The following is a 14,567-nucleotide window of genomic DNA, read 5'->3' as shown; positions in this document are numbered from 1 at the left end:
CTCCCCTGTATAGGACGCCTTGATAGGGTTGCACCGGACAATCACCAGATTGTCGAACGCGCCAAAAAGATGAAGGCTCTGCCTTGCGGCAACCTTCTCCAACCTCTCTGTTGATGGATATCGAGCAGGTGGTTGGGCATCCGGCTCCGGCCGGGTAACCGCGTGATCGCTTGCGATCGAGATGCGGAGCTTATGGCGAGGTCACGGGACGCCGCCTCGCCGCATTGGTCATCACCAACGCTACGCTCCAGATTAACCTTCGATGGAATGAACCTCGAACCTCTCTCCCTTCGGGATAAGCACCAGAGCCTATGTTCTCTGCTTGTCTCTGGAGGGAGAAAGTTTCCCTTGGAATGGGGCCTTGGGTTGTGGGCATTTAGGTTGTGGAATCTAGCGGATCATGCGCGCGGCCGACCAAGATATAAACCAACTCCAGCGGTCGCGAGAGAGGACCACGGAATGATCATGCTCTTTGCTACATCCGTAGCCTTCAACACTGGCAACTCGAACAACACCAAGAGATAGCCGGTCTCGAACGCTGCGACTTGGCCTAAAATCGCGGCCACGGTGAAGATCGCCGCCTTCGCCCATCGGCTGCCGAAGCGAGTCGACAGGCCGTAGGCGACCCAGCCTGCTACAAGAGCCTTGACTACCTCCAGCAAGGCCATAGGTCAGCCCACTCCTAGTAAATCCGAGTCAGGACTTGGTGGCGAGGTGCTCTCTCCAGCCCTCCCACAGCGTCTTGTGCTTGCAGATGTTTTGGGCCGGCGTAGTTGTGTATTCGGTCGCACAGCGCGGGTTGTAGGCTGTGCAGCCGTCATTGGCCGACCAGGATGTCGCGCGCGTGTTGCTTGCGAGGTGAATTTCCTGCCCGGCATTGACAAGACAGTAGACCGGGTCGGGAAGGATGGGACCCCAGCCGTAATCGACTGCTATGAGACCCACGGTGAAAATTATCAAAGTCAACAAGTTGCCGCGCATGAATCACTTCCCCCAAACCGTCCCGCAATATGCGCGCCGTAGGTTGCGCTCACAACTGCTACTTGAGTCGAACCGAAATTGTAAGTCAGTCCTGACTTACAATCTTCAATTGAATCAATGCCTTGACGCCGCCTCGCGAATATGAGTCTTATGGCGGCGCATCATCACGCCAACCATGGGGCTGATCAATGACGATCTCCGACGCCAGTTACTTCGCACTCCTCAAAACCATTACCGACATGCAGGGCGACACCGACGACTACGTCGTGCTGGGGCCGGCCTGGGTCGAGAACAAGGTTCAGGTCGCGCTCTGTGAGTGGGGCATCTACCCGGCCAGCAGCGAGAACATCTTGGAGAGCGCGGCGTGAGCAGCTCTGTTTCGTTCACGTATGACGATGGTCGCCGGAAGGGAAGCTATGAGACGAAATCCGGGATGATTCACGTTACTACGGAATTCGGGACCAAAGCGACGCAGGTTGGCGGATCGCCTCCGTTAGTTATCGCCCGCATGTTGGCCCGCGAGCTGATGCAGGCGGCGAAGCTCAAGTGAGATAAGGGGCGCGGTGTGATCCGCGCCCCTTATCCCCTACATCCATTGACCGCTGAGCGCACGTGCTGCTGTGTCCGCCCCAACACCATCCAATCCTGGGAAGAGATTTCTCCGGTCGATGCCGATCCGTGACAGGCGCAAAAAGAGCTGCTCTTTGAGAGGCTGAGGAATCACTATCTTTGCAAAGGCACGAGCAGAGCCGCCGGCACCGTGGGGGTTGGATACGTTTATGCCGATGTTGGGCCGTTGCTCAAGCGGAACGAACGGCTGATCCTTTGGTTCATGCGGGTGAAACGTAAACATCGAGCGTTGTGCAGGTATCCTGCGATCAATTGCTGGCGGCCGAAAAGCGATCGATTGAAGGGCCTTGAAGTCTTTGACATCCTCCGGCCTGAAACGAGCCTCGGGGATTATCATGAAGACTGCAGCGTCTGTCGTCGTTTCCCACTGTTCGACCGCAAAGAACGTCGCCACTAAGGGATCTTCGCTCCAGTCCAACAATCGCGTTGGTGCACCAAAGTGCTGTGCTAGAGCTCTGTCGTTGGAGTAGCTCCTTGAGATTGGCGGTAGGTAGGGAAGTCCTTCCCGAAAAAATCGGTCGATCAGTTCGGCTTCAAAAACGTTGAAGCTCTCGGCTATGCTGCCGCCGTGAATGTTTGGAGTTAGCCGATACAAGGTTGGTATGAGAGACCATGCGGCATTACGTTGACCTCTGAAGAGATGTCCTTGGGGCCCCGGCAGTTTCTCGATCAAGCTAAATAGCTCGGCAAGCGAAGCCTTTTGTAAGGTGTCCTGTATCATTCCGCCCCTCAAATTCGCCTTACGCGCGATCTAGCGTGCCGTAACTCATCTGATCGCCATTTTCCACACGAAGTCCTCGATCTCAACGCTATAGGCACATTGTCGAAAGCGATCGGGATTTTGCGACGTGCAGGCAAGACGCGGAATGACCAAACAGGAAGCAGCCGAGTATTGCGGCTGCAAGACCCTGGCCGCGTTTGATCGCTGGGTTCAAAAAGGACTTATCCCCAGGGCAATGCGGGGGACCAATCGTTGGGACCTGAAAGCCCTTGACGCGGCCCTAGACCGGGCATCCGGCCTTGTGACAGAATCCGAACCAGAGTTGACCCCCTACCAGCGCTGGAAGGCCGAGAATGCGCGTAAGACCGAAGCCGCTTAAGCTCAAGGGCATCAACCGCGTTCCCAAGCGGCAAGCGGATGGCACGGTCAAAATCTATCTCTACCACCGAGCCACCGGCATTCGCCTGGACGCCGACCGGCTTGCCGAGACCTACGCCGAGGCGGAGAAGCGCACCCGCCGGAAGAGCGAAAAAACGCTCATCGATCTCATTCGTCTATTCGATACGTCCAGCACTTACGCCGCGCTGAGCGAAGAGTCGCGCAAACAGTATCCCTGGAAGCTCAAGCGCATTGAGCAGAAGTGGGGCACTGTGCCTGAGGACACTTTCAACAATGCCGACGACGCCGACGCATTCGCGGCGGACGCCCTCGCATGGCATCAGGAGCTAGGCAAGACCTCGCTCCGATCGGCCGACAATCTCATGTCGGCGCTGTGCCGCGTTCTCTCATTCGCGAAAGAGCAGCGCCGCATCAAGCACCACCCTATCCGGACCTTTCACCGGCTCTACAAAAGCGACCGGGCCGACAAGACGTGGTCTGAAGAGCTACAGCAGCAGTTCATCAAGAGCGCGCGCCCCGCGATGGCGACGGCCATGATCCTGGTCCGAAATACAGCGATGCGCGCCAGCGACGTTCGCAAGTTCGCCTGGACGCGTTACGACGGGCAGCGCGTTCAAATCCGGTCCAGCAAGACCGGCAAGATGCTCTGGATACCTGCCACCCGCGAGCTGAAGGCCCGCCTGGACGTCCTACCCCGCGCCGGCGCGTTGGTCATGCTGACACCGACGGGGAAGGCCTACACCAAGCGCTACTTCAACGACCATTGGCGCGAGGACTCCGACGCGGTTGGAGCTGGCGATCTGAATTTTCACGACAACCGGGGCACGGCCGCGACGTTGCTGGCTGAGTCGGGCGCCACGGCCCCGGAGATAGCTGAAGCCCTAACCTGGACTGTCGACAAGGCTCAGCGCGTCATTGACGCCTATCTTGCCCGGCGGGGCGTGTTAGCGGCGAATGCGATCCAGAAGCTCGAGGATTACCGGGACAAGGTCGCGACTACATGAACCTGGAAACTTTCTCCGCCCTTGCTGAGGGAGGCACTAAGGAGCGGCGAGCGATCACGCGCCTTTCTTCCTTTTGGGCGGCGTCCCGCCGCCGAGTAGTTGCGCGGCGTAGGTGGTGAGAAGAACCGAGCGTTCCTCGACGAAGGTTTCAAAATTGTCCTTCCACGTTGAAGGCGGGAGGAAGTTTGCCTCTTCAATATCCTCAATGTCTTCGCCCATCCTCTTGCGGTAATCGCTAGGGGCGCTGCCGGAGATGCTGTTGTTATCGGAGCGCGAGAGGAAGCACATATTCGCCAAACATGAATCGTCGATCTCAGAATTCTTAGCGGTCTTTAGGAAGTTTCGGGGATGGATATGGTGAAATTCGTTGCGATTGTATTCTTTCAGCGCTTTGCGAAGATCGATCTTGTTTCCGCTCAGGAATGAGCGCGGCCCTTTCTGCGCGAGGAGTAGGATGAATGTTCGGGAGACAACGGAATTCAAACGGAAGGTGTTTTTAAGGAAAAACAGGTTGCTGAGACCGGCTTCCGGATGAGTTAGTTTTGTAATCGAGCCGTCGGCGAGCTTGGCGAACTCGATGACATCCTCACGCAGACTCTTGATGGGCTGGCTGTTATATTTCCTGTGAATGCAGGTGTGCCAGAACCAACGGAGAATCTCCTTGCGCTGGTTGTTCGTGACCCTCTTCTGCTTGTCTGGCTCACCGGCGAAAAACACGCTGAGAGGAACAAGAAGATTGACATAGGGAAGATTGTCGAGGCTCTCGACGTGCAGGTTCTTGCGTAAAAAGTCGATGGCGCCCTTTATGCCTGTAACGACGTGGTCGAACGTCTCGCGAACCTTCGTGCCATTTAGCGAAATCAGCGAATCCGGCGAAGGGTCGCGCAGCATAACCGCACTACAACACCTTAACAGGAGGTCCTTGTCGCCGCCCACGTCCTTGAAGCCGAACGGGGTCAGGTCGGCGGCCAGCTCTTCGAAACGCTGGTTGAGGTCGAAGTCACCACTCCACGTCCAAGCGCTCAGGAGCTGGACAGTATCAAGCTCAACGCCCCTTTGATTGACGCGTTCGAAAACGATGGCGACGGCGGTCTTGTCCTCGGTCGTAATGGTTTGGACCGGGATAAGGGCTTCCTTGAAGCGCGCCTGGATTTTGTCGAGCCGCGCAATGGTGGGGTCGTCGTAGTCGGTGGTTTCCTTTCGGTAGAGAACTGGGTCGAACAGACAGCCGATCGGGAAATGCTGATGCTTAATGACTTCTTCGTCCTCCAGTGCGGTGAACGATGACTCCTGCGCGTTCTCGCTGGCCTTCATGTCGTAGTAAATTTTCGCCCAGAGCGGCTTGTCTTCCAGCTCAATCTCCGTCTGGAAAACACCAAAGATGGACGTGATGCGCTGCTGGCCGTCGAGGATGTAGTCCGTCGGATATTCGGGGTCATTCTGAGGGAGATGGAAGGGTCCGAGGTCGCGCTCGTGGGTCAACTCTTGTTTCGTGCGCCAGAGCAAAATTGAGCCGAACGGATAGCCTTTGTAGATGCTGTCCATTAGGTAGGCGACGCGCTCCGGATCCCAGACGAAGCCCCGCTGGAAGTTCGGCACACGCATGCGCCCGGCCAGCAGTTCTTGAATGATCTTACGAATGTTCAGCGGCTCGGCCACGAATCTCCCCCCATTGACTTACCGCAAGTTGCAGGACGGAGACAAGAATTCAAGCGCTTGCAAACGCCGATTCGGGGGGCGGCGCCGGAACGTCCGACGAACAAAAATTGCAAACCATCTGCAAACGGGCGGCTCGGTGCAAACCGACCGCCCGAAATGACATTGAAACTATTTGAGAATTTGGTCGGAGCGAGAGGATTTGAACCTCCGACCCCTAGTCTCCCAGACTAGTGCGCTAACCGGGCTGCGCCACGCTCCGAATGCCGTTCCATTAGCTAGGATCGCCGCGTTGCGCAAGGCGAGGTCGCACCATTTTGGCGGCTCTCTCCAATAGGCCTAAGGCCGATGCCCCCGGAACTGCCCGCAAAGCCGGCGAAAGGCGCCCTCACCCGTCCTTCAGCGCCTGGTCAAGCATCTCCCGGCAGGCGACGAGGTCGGCGAGCGCCCGGCCCAGCCGCTCGCGGTCCAGCGCACTGGGGCCGGCCGGCACAGCGGCGCCGCCCTTGCGGAAGGTGGTGAGAATTTCCTCGTCGTCGACCTCCGTGAAGCGGAAGTCGATGCCTTCCTCCTCATCCCCCTGGTAGTCGTCATCGTCGGCGTCAGTGATGCCCTTGATGGGCGCCTCGTCGTCCGGCTCCATCAGGCTCTGGCCGATGGCATCCTCGATCGCCCCGAACGAGACGGCGGCTGCCCCATCTGCGAGGCCCTGCACCGACTTGACGCCATGCTCCTTGAGGATCCGCTGCACGCCGCGGATGGTGTAGCCCTCGCCGTAGAGCAGACGGCGGATGCCCTTGAGCAGGTCGACGTCGTCGGGGCGATAGTAGCGGCGGCCGCCGCTGCGCTTCATCGGCTTGATCTGGGAGAAACGGGTCTCCCAGAATCGCAGCACGTGCTGCGGAATGTCGAGTTCCTGCGCTACTTCGCTGATGGTTCGGAACGCATCCGGCGCCTTGTCCAAATGCCAAATCCTTTCCGCGGGCGATTACGCCTCCGGTTGAACCTTGCTGCCATCGCCGTTGGTACGGTGTTGGGAGTTGATTCGCTGCTTCAGAATCGCCGACGGCTTGAACACCATCACCCGCCGCGGCGAGATCGGCACTTCGGTGCCGGTCTTCGGGTTACGGCCGATACGCTGACCCTTCTTGCGCACCATGAAGGAACCGAACGAGGACAGCTTCACCGTCTCGCCCTTCTCGAGGCAATCGGTGATCTCCTTCAGCACGAGTTCCACGAAGGCGGACGATTCCGTGCGCGACAGCCCCACCTTCTGGTAGACGGCTTCGCAGAGATCGACACGCGTTACGGTTTTACTTTGATCAGTCATCGCCCTGCCCCACATCACGGCGAACAATTGTTGTCTGAAATTATGAGCTTACGGCACGGCGGTCAACAGCGCTCATCAATGCAGACGCATCGATAATCGGCGCTGATTCGGGCAAAATTTTATTGACTGTCGCTACCAGCGCACCAGCGCGGAGCCCCAGGTGAAGCCGCCGCCCATCGCTTCCAGCAGCACCAGGTCGCCGCGCTTGATGCGGCCGTCCTTGCGCGCCACCGACAGCGCCAGCGGGATAGAAGCCGCCGAGGTGTTGCCGTGACGGTCCACCGTCAGCACCACCTTCTGCGGTGCGATATGAAGCTTGTGCGCGGAGGCGTCGATGATTCGCTTGTTGGCCTGGTGCGGCACGAACCAGTCGATGCTGTCGGCATTGAGCCCGGTCGCCTCGAAGGCATCGACGATCACGTCGGTGATCATGCCGACCGCATGCTTGAAGACCTCGCGGCCCTCCATGCGCAGATGGCCGACGGTCTGGGTCGAGGACGGTCCGCCGTCGACGAACAGCTTTGCCTTGTGGCGGCCGTCGGAGCGCAGATGCGTGGTCACCACGCCGCGGTCGGTCGCGGCCTTGCCCGGTTGCTCCTGCGCCTCCAGCACCACCGCGCCGGCGCCGTCGCCGAACAGCACGCAGGTACCGCGATCGTTCCAGTCGAGGATGCGCGAGAAGGTCTCCGCGCCGATCACCAGCGCGCGCTTGAAGGCGCCGGTGCGCAGGAAATTGTCCGCGGTGGCGAGCGCGAACACGAAGCCCGAGCACACAGCCTGGAGATCGAACGCGGCGCCATGGTTGATGCCGAGTCCATGCTGCACGGCGACGGCGGTCGCGGGAAAAGTGTTGTCGGGCGTCGAGGTCGCCAGCACGATCAGGTCGATCGACTGCGCGTCGATGCCGGCATCGGTGAGCGCGGCCTGCGCCGCCTTGATCGCCAAATGCGAGGTGAACTCGCCCTCGGCCGCGATGTGCCGCTCCCGAATGCCGGTGCGCTGCACGATCCACTCGTCGGACGTGTCGATACGCGCCGCCAGTTGGGCGTTGGTCACCACCTGCTCCGGCAGGTAGGAGCCGCAGCCGAGCACGACCGAACGAATTTGAGTCACGAAACAGCCTCCTGCGCGGACTGCACGGAATTGAGTGCACCACCCTCGCGGTTGAGCATCTGATTGATCTTGTTCAGGAGATCGTAGTGAGCCATCTCATAGCCAACATCGATCGCATAGGCAAAGCCTTCGGCGTTGATTCCGCCATGGCTTTTGACCACCAGTCCGTTGAGCCCCAGCAACACCCCGCCGTTGGACTTGTTGGGGTCCATCTTGTTGCGCAGGGCCTGGAAAGCGCTGCGGGCAAAGAGATAGCCGAGCTTGGACAGCCAGCTCCGTTGCATCTCGTTGCGGAGTAATTCCGCCATCTGCCGCGCGGTTCCCTCGGCGGCCTTGAGCGCGATATTGCCGCTGTAGCCTTCGGTCACGATGACGTCGGCCAGCCCTTTGCCAATGCCATCGCCCTCGATGAAGCCGATATAGTCGAGTTCCGGCAGGTTCCGCGCACGCAGGATTTCACCGGCCTCGCGGATCTCCTCATGCCCCTTGATTTCCTCGGTCCCGATGTTGAGCAGGCCGACCGTCGGGCGCGGCTTGTTGAACTGCACGCTCGCCATGGCCGCGCCCATCACCGCAAGCGCCACCAGATGCCGCGCGTCGCCGCCGATGGTGGCGCCGAGGTCGAGCACGACGGATTCACCGCGCCTGGTCGGCCATATCGCGGTGATGGCCGGGCGGTCGATGCCCGGCAGCGTGCGCAGGTGGAAACGCGACATCGCCATCAGCGCGCCGGTATTGCCGGCAGAAACCGCGACATCCGCCTCGCCCTTCTTCACCGCGTCGATGGCAAGCCACATCGAGGAGGTCCTGCGGCCGCGCCGCAGCGCCTGGCTCGGCTTGTCCGAACCGCTCACGGCGACGTCGGTATGGATGGTCTTCGAAGCGGCCTTGAGGGCGGGATGCTTCTCGAGTTCGGGCTCGATCCTGGCGCGGTCCCCGACCAGCAGGAATTCGGTGTTGCGATGCCTGCCAAGCGAAATGGCAGCGCCTGGAATGACCACGGCGGCGCCGGCGTCGCCCCCCATGGCGTCCAGCGCGATGCGAACCTTGCTTAGCATGAAAGTCCTGGAAACCTGGTCTGGTGCGGTCTTGAACGAGCGGGGCCGCGAAATGGGTTCGCCATCGATTTGGCGACCGGCCAAGCGCCCCGCCGCACCCGGACCGCGGCGCGACAATAGCGTTTTGTTATCCCGAAACAACCTCTTGCCCCCAGCCTTTTGCATTCAGGACGATCGGCTGGCGGGCGGTCAAATTCGAGATAAAACACAATAAAATCAAATAGATGAGACCGCTCTTCAAACCATCCCGGCAACCGCCTCGCGTCCCCTCGCAAGGCGCTCACGTGGAAACGCCGATCTATCGGCCTTTCTTCTCATCCTGAAGCGCCTTCAGCGCCGCGAACGGATGATCCTCCGGATCGGGAGCGGTGACCTCCGCCTCGAACACGGCCCCCTGCTTGCGGGGATAGGGGTCGATCGCCAGGAACAGCGCGTCGGTGGCGAGCCGGCCGAGATCGATGATGCCGCCAACGATCGCTTCTGGCGGATCGGCGACCTCCGGAGGCTCCTCGTCGTCCTGGCCCTCCTCGATCAGGTCGGCAAGGCGCCGCGCCTCGGCCTCGGGGGCGAACATCAGGTCCACCTCCTCCTCGATCTCGTTCTCGATCGGATCGAGCGTCACCACGCAGGTCTGGCCGATCCGCGCGCGGACCTGGCCCGTGACATGGTAGCGGCCGCCGCTTTTCGGCACGACGTCGAAGCTGGCCTTGGCAGACAGGATCTCGCGAAGGCCAGCGAGCTCCGCCATGGCCTGCCGCTCGGCGGTCGACGCCTCGAGTTCGCGATAGAGGCCAGTGTCTGGAATCTGTGCGACGATGACGGGGGCCCGCCAGGGATCGGGCTGGGCTCCGGTGTGCGGTCGGCTCATGGCGTGACATCCTCGGAAAGCGCCGGGGGAAACTTGAAGGACGCGCGCAGCAGCGCGGCCTCGCCGGTCCGGGCGAGATCGGCCTCCGTTGCCCGGGCGTAAGCCGCGAGCCGCCGTGCGTGGTCCAGACCGGACCCATTCAAGATATTCTTGCAGATCGCCGCCGCCAGTGCCTCACCGCCAGCTTCGATCGCCTGGTCGTAGGCTTGCACCCGGCCGTAAAACGCCTCGCCAAAGGCCCGCATCCGCTTCGGCACGATCTGGTCGCCGACCCCCATCTCGCGCAGATTGTCGTCCATGTCCTCGCAGAAGCGGTCGAACAGCGCCTGCGACAGCTCGGTGGCGCCCTGGACCGTGCGCAGGCGGCGCAGCACCAGCCAGAGATGCAGCAGCAACAGGTCGAAACGCCCGTTAACCGTATCGGACACGCCCAAGTCGCGGTAAAATATGGGTTCTCGCGCCTGCGTCACGATCATGCCATAGATGGCTTCAATGGTGCCGGCCGGGGTTAGCCGGGGTTTCCTGAAGTGATTGAACGGCCAAAGCATTGTGGTTTCCGCAAGCGGGCGCGCGCGTGTTGCATTCAGAGCCTCCGCCCGGTACTTCAGCGCCTCGCGCGACGCAAGGGGACGGAATCAGTTCCGCTATGACGATAACGAACCAGACCAGCCTGCGCGCCAGCCAGCCGCGCGGCCTTCATGCACGCTGGCGCGGCTTGCGCATGGCCGCCGCCGCGGCCCTGGTCGGCGTAGCGCTCGCGGGCTGCACCGGCGAGCAATTCCAGAAGGGCTACATCCTTCCGCCCGGCGCGCTGGAGCAGATTCCGATCGGCGCGAGCCAGGACCAGGTGCTGATCGTGATGGGCACGCCCTCCACGGTCGCGACCCTCGACGGCGAAGTGTTCTACTATATCTCGCAGCGCTCGGAGCGTCCCGTCGCCTTCATGAATCAGAAGGTGGTCGATCAACGCGTGATCGCGATCTATTTCGACAAGAACCGGCGCGTGCGCCGCCTTGCGAATTACGGCCTCCAGGACGGCAAGATCTTCGACTTCATCAGCCGCACCACGACGACGTCGGGCCAGGAGATGAACTACCTCACGCCGCTGTTCAAGCTGCTGAGCTTTAACTGATCCTTCAGCCTGCGGCGTCCTGCCGCTGCGCGCGCGGCGCTTGCAGGCGCGTGCGACTTGCCGTTGCGCGCGGCCTTCCCTACGCTCCCTTCAAAACAAGAAGCAGGGAGTGGATTCGTGCCCAATCGTTTGTTGTCTCGCCGTCGCGTGCTGACCGCCGCTGCCGGCCTCTCGGCCGCGGCGATCCTGCCGCGATCGAGCCTGGCCGACTGGAAGCCCACCGAGAACGTCCGCATCATCGTGCCGGCCGCGGCCGGCGGCTCGACCGACGTGATGGGCCGGCTCTTGGCCGCGCATCTGCAAACCGCCTGGGGCCAGTCGGCCGTCGTGGAAAACCGCTCTGGCGGCGGCGGCACGATCGGCACGGCCGAGGCGGTCCGCGCCAAGCCTGACGGACACACCATCCTGATCGGCAATCCTGGTCCGAACGCCATCGCCTACAGCATCTTCAAGAACCTCACCTACAAGCCGGACCAGCTCCAGCCGGTCTCCAACATGATCCGGATACCGAACATCGTCTCGGCGCATCCGAAGACCGGCATCAAGTCGATTGCCGAGCTGATCGCGTATCTGAAGGCCAATCCGGACAAGCTCAGCTACGCCTCCTCCGGCGTCGGCCAGAGCCCTCACCTCACCGGCGCCTGGTTCCTCCAGCTCACCGGCTTGAGGATGACACACATCCCGTTCCGCGGCGCCGGTCCCGCGCTCCAGGCCGCGCTTGCCGGCGACATCCAGATCCTGTTCGACAATCTCTATCCGAGCCTGCCGCAGGTGCAGAACGGCACCCTGACCGGCCTTTGCGTGACCACGCCGGAGCGCAGCGACCTCGCGAAGGACCTGCCGACCATGCGCGAGAGCGCGCCGGAGCTCGCCAATTTCGACGTGTCGTCGTGGTTCTCCGTCTTCCTGCCGAAGGGCGTCCCCGCGCCCGTGCTCGACGCGGTCAATCTCCAGGTCAAGGCGATGCTGGAGCGCGACGACATCAAGAAGCAGATCGCCGCCATGGGCGCTCGCGCCGACTACGGCACGCCGGAGCAGTTCGCCGCCTTCGTGGACGCCGAGACGAAGAAGTTCGCCGGCATCATCCAGAAGGAAGGGCTGCAGATGGACGTGCAGTGATGCGCAGCGTCATTCCGGGGCGGCTCGAAGAGCCGAACCCGGAATCTCGAGATTCTCAGGTGCGCAATTGCGCACCATCGTTCGGTCCTGCGGACCGCCCCGGAATGACGACGGAAAACAAAAACCCCGCGGCTCGCGCCGCGGGGTTTTGTCTTTTCTCGCCTGCACCGCTCAGTGCGCCAGGATCGCCAGCAGCAGCAGGGCCACGATGTTGGTGATCTTGATCATCGGGTTCACCGCGGGGCCGGCCGTGTCCTTGTAGGGATCGCCGACGGTGTCGCCGGTCACCGCGGACTTGTGGGCATCAGAGCCCTTGCCGCCGAAATGACCGTCCTCGATGTACTTCTTGGCGTTGTCCCAGGCGCCGCCGCCCGAGGTCATGGAGATCGCGACGAACAGACCCGTCACGATCACGCCGAGCAGCATCGCGCCCACCGCCGAGAACGCCGCCGACTTGCCGGCCGCGCCGCCGCCCGCGATCGCGTAGATCACGAAATAGACGACGATCGGCGACAGCACCGGAAGCAACGAGGGGATGATCATCTCCTTGATCGCCGCGCGGGTCAGCAGGTCGACCGCCTTGCCGTAATCAGGCTTGTCGGTGCCCTGCATGATGCCCGGTTTCTCGCGGAACTGACGCCGCACCTCCTCCACGATCGCGCCGGCTGCACGGCCGACCGCCGTCATGCCCATCGCGCCGAACAGATACGGCAACAGACCGCCGAACAGCAGGCCGACAACCACGTAGGGGTTGTTGAGCGAGAAGTCCGGATTGACGCCGGCGAAGTAAGGATGCTGCGCAGAGTCCGCAACGAAGAACTTGAGGTCCTGGTTGTAGGCCGCGAACAGCACGAGGGCGCCGAGACCGGCGGAGCCGATTGCGTAGCCCTTTGTCACCGCCTTGGTGGTGTTGCCGACCGCATCGAGCGCGTCGGTCGACTTGCGCACCTCCTTGGGCAGGCCCGCCATCTCGGCGATGCCGCCGGCGTTGTCGGTGACCGGGCCGAAGGCGTCGAGCGCGACGACCATGCCGGCGAGCGCCAGCATGGTGGCGGTCGCGATCGCGATGCCGAACAGGCCGGCGAGGCTGTAGGTGACCAGGATGCCGGCGATGATCACGATCGCGGGCAGCGCGGTCGCCTCCATCGAGACGGCGAGGCCCTGGATCACGTTGGTGCCGTGACCGGTCACCGAAGCCTGGGCGATCGACTTCACCGGACGATAGTCGGTGCCGGTGTAGTATTCGGTGATCCAGATGATCAGCGCGGTAACAACGAGGCCGACCACGCCGCATTCGAACAGCGCCATGCCGGTGTAGTCGACACCGTCGAGCTTGCCGAAGCCGATCAGGGAATAGATCACCACGGCAATGCCGATCAACGACAGGATGCCGGTTGCGATCAGGCCCTTGTAGAGCGCGCCCATGATCGACTGGCTCGGCCCGAGCTTGACGAAGAAGGTGCCGATGATCGAGGTGATGATGCAGATGCCGCCGATCGCGAGCGGCAGCGTCATCATGTTGGCGAGAATCGGCGTCTTGGCGAAGAAGATCGCTGCCAGCACCATGGTGGCGACCGCGGTCACCGCATAGGTCTCGAACAGGTCGGCGGCCATGCCGGCGCAGTCGCCGACATTGTCGCCGACATTGTCGGCGATGGTCGCGGGATTGCGCGGATCGTCCTCGGGGATGCCAGCCTCGACCTTGCCGACGAGATCGCCGCCGACGTCCGCACCCTTGGTGAAGATGCCGCCGCCGAGACGGGCGAAGATCGAGATCAACGAGGCGCCGAAGCCGAGCGCCACCATGGCGTCGACCACGGTGCGGCTATCGGGCGCGAGCTTCAGCGAGTGGACCAGGAAGCCGAAATAGAGGGTGACGCCGAGCAGTGCGAGACCGGCCACCAGAAGGCCCGTGATGGCGCCCGCCTTGAAGGCGAGCTCGAGACCGCCGGCGAGCGACGTCGTCGCGGCCTGGGCGGTGCGCACATTGGCGCGCACCGAGACGTTCATGCCGATGAAGCCTGCGGCGCCGGACAGGATGGCGCCGATGGCAAAACCGATCGCGACATAGAGCCCAAGGAAATAGGCAAGCAGCACGAAGATGACGATGCCGACGATACCGATCGTGGTGTACTGGCGCCGGAGATACGCCTGTGCGCCTTCACGCACGGCGCCTGCGATCTCCTGCATGCGCGGCGACCCCGCATCCGCGCTCAATACCGAAGACGTCGCCCAAATCGCGTAGACGACGGAAAGCACTCCGCAGAGCACTATCAACCATAATGCTGTCATGTGATTTTTGCCTCAGATCCTTGATGTACCCCCGGCGCCTTTTGTTGTCCGTCGTGCGGTATGGCGCCTTGATTTTGAACAAAGCCGCCCCCAGGCGGCTTTAGTCGGTTGCGAGCTTGCCAAAATCAAATTGAGGGTGCAACGCCGGATGAGGCCGAAAAAGCCGATCTCGGCAAGTATTTAGGCCAAATACTGAGCAGCACTTGGCCGCCGCCTTGCCCATTGCATGCGGGAGACCTTTGAACCGGGGCTCAGCTCGGCCGC

Annotated in this window: 17 protein-coding genes and 1 tRNA gene; 6 read left to right on the top strand and 12 right to left on the bottom strand. The window is 61.8% G+C overall.

Annotated elements, in window-relative coordinates:
- Positions 1–398 precede the first annotated feature (398 nt).
- Entirely contained in the window at positions 399–668 is a 270-nt protein-coding gene (locus QA642_RS22510; RefSeq protein ID WP_283086558.1) for a hypothetical protein, read from the bottom strand.
- 28 nt (positions 669–696) lie between these two features.
- Positions 697–981, bottom strand: coding sequence for a hypothetical protein (locus QA642_RS22505; protein WP_283086557.1), 285 nt, complete (start codon positions 979–981; stop codon positions 697–699).
- Between the two features lie 188 nt (positions 982–1,169).
- Between QA642_RS22505 and QA642_RS22500 the strand changes: the two genes are divergently transcribed.
- Positions 1,170–1,349 carry a hypothetical protein gene (locus tag QA642_RS22500; protein ID WP_283086556.1) on the top strand — a complete coding sequence of 60 codons (180 nt, stop codon included), beginning with the start codon at positions 1,170–1,172 and terminating at the stop codon, positions 1,347–1,349.
- Positions 1,346–1,531: a hypothetical protein gene (locus QA642_RS22495; protein WP_283086555.1), complete on the top strand. Its 186-nt coding sequence runs from the start codon at positions 1,346–1,348 to the stop codon at positions 1,529–1,531. The genes QA642_RS22500 and QA642_RS22495 overlap by 4 nt, the downstream gene beginning before the upstream one ends.
- Positions 1,532–1,567: 36 nt before the next feature.
- On the opposite strand, the gene QA642_RS22490 is transcribed toward QA642_RS22495, so the two are convergent.
- The gene (locus QA642_RS22490; protein ID WP_283086554.1) at positions 1,568–2,332 is read right to left on the bottom strand and encodes an FRG domain-containing protein; all 765 of its coding nucleotides are present in this window, start codon (positions 2,330–2,332) and stop codon (positions 1,568–1,570) included.
- A gap of 145 nt (positions 2,333–2,477) precedes the next feature.
- On the opposite strand from QA642_RS22490, the gene QA642_RS22485 reads away from it, so the two are divergent.
- Both QA642_RS22485 and QA642_RS22480 read left to right on the top strand, forming a co-directional pair.
- Positions 2,478–2,711, top strand: coding sequence for a hypothetical protein (locus QA642_RS22485; RefSeq protein WP_283086553.1), 234 nt, complete (start codon positions 2,478–2,480; stop codon positions 2,709–2,711).
- On the top strand, positions 2,686–3,735 hold the full coding sequence (locus QA642_RS22480) for a tyrosine-type recombinase/integrase (RefSeq protein WP_283086552.1): 1,050 nt from the start codon (positions 2,686–2,688) through the stop codon (positions 3,733–3,735). Before QA642_RS22485 ends, QA642_RS22480 begins: the two co-directional genes overlap by 26 nt.
- 54 nt (positions 3,736–3,789) lie before the next feature.
- Here the strand turns inward: QA642_RS22480 and QA642_RS22475 are convergent, their stop codons facing one another.
- From QA642_RS22475 to QA642_RS22440, 8 genes are all read right to left on the bottom strand, one after another.
- Complete coding sequence (locus tag QA642_RS22475; RefSeq protein ID WP_283086551.1) at positions 3,790–5,394, bottom strand: DUF262 domain-containing protein; 1,605 nt, start codon at positions 5,392–5,394, stop codon at positions 3,790–3,792.
- Between the two features lie 181 nt (positions 5,395–5,575).
- A tRNA-Pro gene (locus tag QA642_RS22470) sits at positions 5,576–5,653 on the bottom strand.
- A gap of 126 nt (positions 5,654–5,779) precedes the next feature.
- Entirely contained in the window at positions 5,780–6,355 is a 576-nt protein-coding gene (locus tag QA642_RS22465) for a MerR family transcriptional regulator (RefSeq protein ID WP_283086550.1), read from the bottom strand.
- 24 nt (positions 6,356–6,379) lie between these two features.
- Positions 6,380–6,721: an integration host factor subunit alpha gene (locus QA642_RS22460; protein WP_283086549.1), complete on the bottom strand. Its 342-nt coding sequence runs from the start codon at positions 6,719–6,721 to the stop codon at positions 6,380–6,382.
- A gap of 132 nt (positions 6,722–6,853) precedes the next feature.
- Entirely contained in the window at positions 6,854–7,834 is a 981-nt protein-coding gene (locus tag QA642_RS22455; RefSeq protein WP_283086548.1) for a beta-ketoacyl-ACP synthase III, read from the bottom strand.
- Complete coding sequence (plsX, locus tag QA642_RS22450) at positions 7,831–8,892, bottom strand: phosphate acyltransferase PlsX (protein WP_283086547.1); 1,062 nt, start codon at positions 8,890–8,892, stop codon at positions 7,831–7,833. Before plsX ends, QA642_RS22455 begins: the two co-directional genes overlap by 4 nt.
- A 298-nt stretch (positions 8,893–9,190) precedes the next feature.
- Positions 9,191–9,760 carry a DUF177 domain-containing protein gene (locus QA642_RS22445; RefSeq protein ID WP_283086546.1) on the bottom strand — a complete coding sequence of 190 codons (570 nt, stop codon included), beginning with the start codon at positions 9,758–9,760 and terminating at the stop codon, positions 9,191–9,193.
- Complete coding sequence (locus QA642_RS22440) at positions 9,757–10,308, bottom strand: ubiquinol-cytochrome C chaperone family protein (RefSeq protein ID WP_283086545.1); 552 nt, start codon at positions 10,306–10,308, stop codon at positions 9,757–9,759. Before QA642_RS22440 ends, QA642_RS22445 begins: the two co-directional genes overlap by 4 nt.
- Positions 10,309–10,406: 98 nt before the next feature.
- Here QA642_RS22440 and bamE point away from each other — a divergent pair, with 98 nt between their 5' ends.
- Together bamE and QA642_RS22430 are read left to right on the top strand one after the other, a co-directional pair.
- Positions 10,407–10,892: an outer membrane protein assembly factor BamE gene (bamE, locus tag QA642_RS22435; RefSeq protein WP_283086544.1), complete on the top strand. Its 486-nt coding sequence runs from the start codon at positions 10,407–10,409 to the stop codon at positions 10,890–10,892.
- A gap of 117 nt (positions 10,893–11,009) precedes the next feature.
- Positions 11,010–12,011 carry a tripartite tricarboxylate transporter substrate binding protein gene (locus QA642_RS22430; RefSeq protein WP_283086543.1) on the top strand — a complete coding sequence of 334 codons (1,002 nt, stop codon included), beginning with the start codon at positions 11,010–11,012 and terminating at the stop codon, positions 12,009–12,011.
- A 171-nt stretch (positions 12,012–12,182) separates the two neighbouring features.
- Here the strand turns inward: QA642_RS22430 and QA642_RS22425 are convergent, their stop codons facing one another.
- Positions 12,183–14,303 (bottom strand): sodium-translocating pyrophosphatase, encoded by a 2,121-nt coding sequence (locus QA642_RS22425; protein ID WP_283086542.1) that lies wholly within the window; start codon positions 14,301–14,303, stop codon positions 12,183–12,185.
- Between the last annotated feature and the right edge of the window lie 264 nt (positions 14,304–14,567).

Origin of the sequence: Bradyrhizobium sp. CB2312 (assembly GCF_029714425.1) — a bacterium.
Lineage (GTDB): Bacteria > Pseudomonadota > Alphaproteobacteria > Rhizobiales > Xanthobacteraceae > Bradyrhizobium.
Note: the sequence above shows the minus strand (reverse complement) of the source record. Positions and strands in the feature narration are given on the sequence as shown.

Coding starts and splice junctions, on each gene's coding strand:
- QA642_RS22440 (WP_283086545.1), bottom strand. CDS start 10,308: ATGCTTTGGCCGTTCAATCACTTCAGGAAACCCCGGCTAACCCCGGCC.
- QA642_RS22500 (WP_283086556.1), top strand. CDS start 1,170: ATGACGATCTCCGACGCCAGTTACTTCGCACTCCTCAAAACCATTACC.
- QA642_RS22425 (WP_283086542.1), bottom strand. CDS start 14,303: ATGACAGCATTATGGTTGATAGTGCTCTGCGGAGTGCTTTCCGTCGTC.
- QA642_RS22490 (WP_283086554.1), bottom strand. CDS start 2,332: ATGATACAGGACACCTTACAAAAGGCTTCGCTTGCCGAGCTATTTAGC.
- QA642_RS22445 (WP_283086546.1), bottom strand. CDS start 9,760: ATGAGCCGACCGCACACCGGAGCCCAGCCCGATCCCTGGCGGGCCCCC.
- QA642_RS22485 (WP_283086553.1), top strand. CDS start 2,478: ATGACCAAACAGGAAGCAGCCGAGTATTGCGGCTGCAAGACCCTGGCC.
- QA642_RS22460 (WP_283086549.1), bottom strand. CDS start 6,721: ATGACTGATCAAAGTAAAACCGTAACGCGTGTCGATCTCTGCGAAGCC.
- plsX (WP_283086547.1), bottom strand. CDS start 8,892: ATGCTAAGCAAGGTTCGCATCGCGCTGGACGCCATGGGGGGCGACGCC.
- QA642_RS22510 (WP_283086558.1), bottom strand. CDS start 668: ATGGCCTTGCTGGAGGTAGTCAAGGCTCTTGTAGCAGGCTGGGTCGCC.
- bamE (WP_283086544.1), top strand. CDS start 10,407: ATGACGATAACGAACCAGACCAGCCTGCGCGCCAGCCAGCCGCGCGGC.
- QA642_RS22480 (WP_283086552.1), top strand. CDS start 2,686: ATGCGCGTAAGACCGAAGCCGCTTAAGCTCAAGGGCATCAACCGCGTT.
- QA642_RS22505 (WP_283086557.1), bottom strand. CDS start 981: ATGCGCGGCAACTTGTTGACTTTGATAATTTTCACCGTGGGTCTCATA.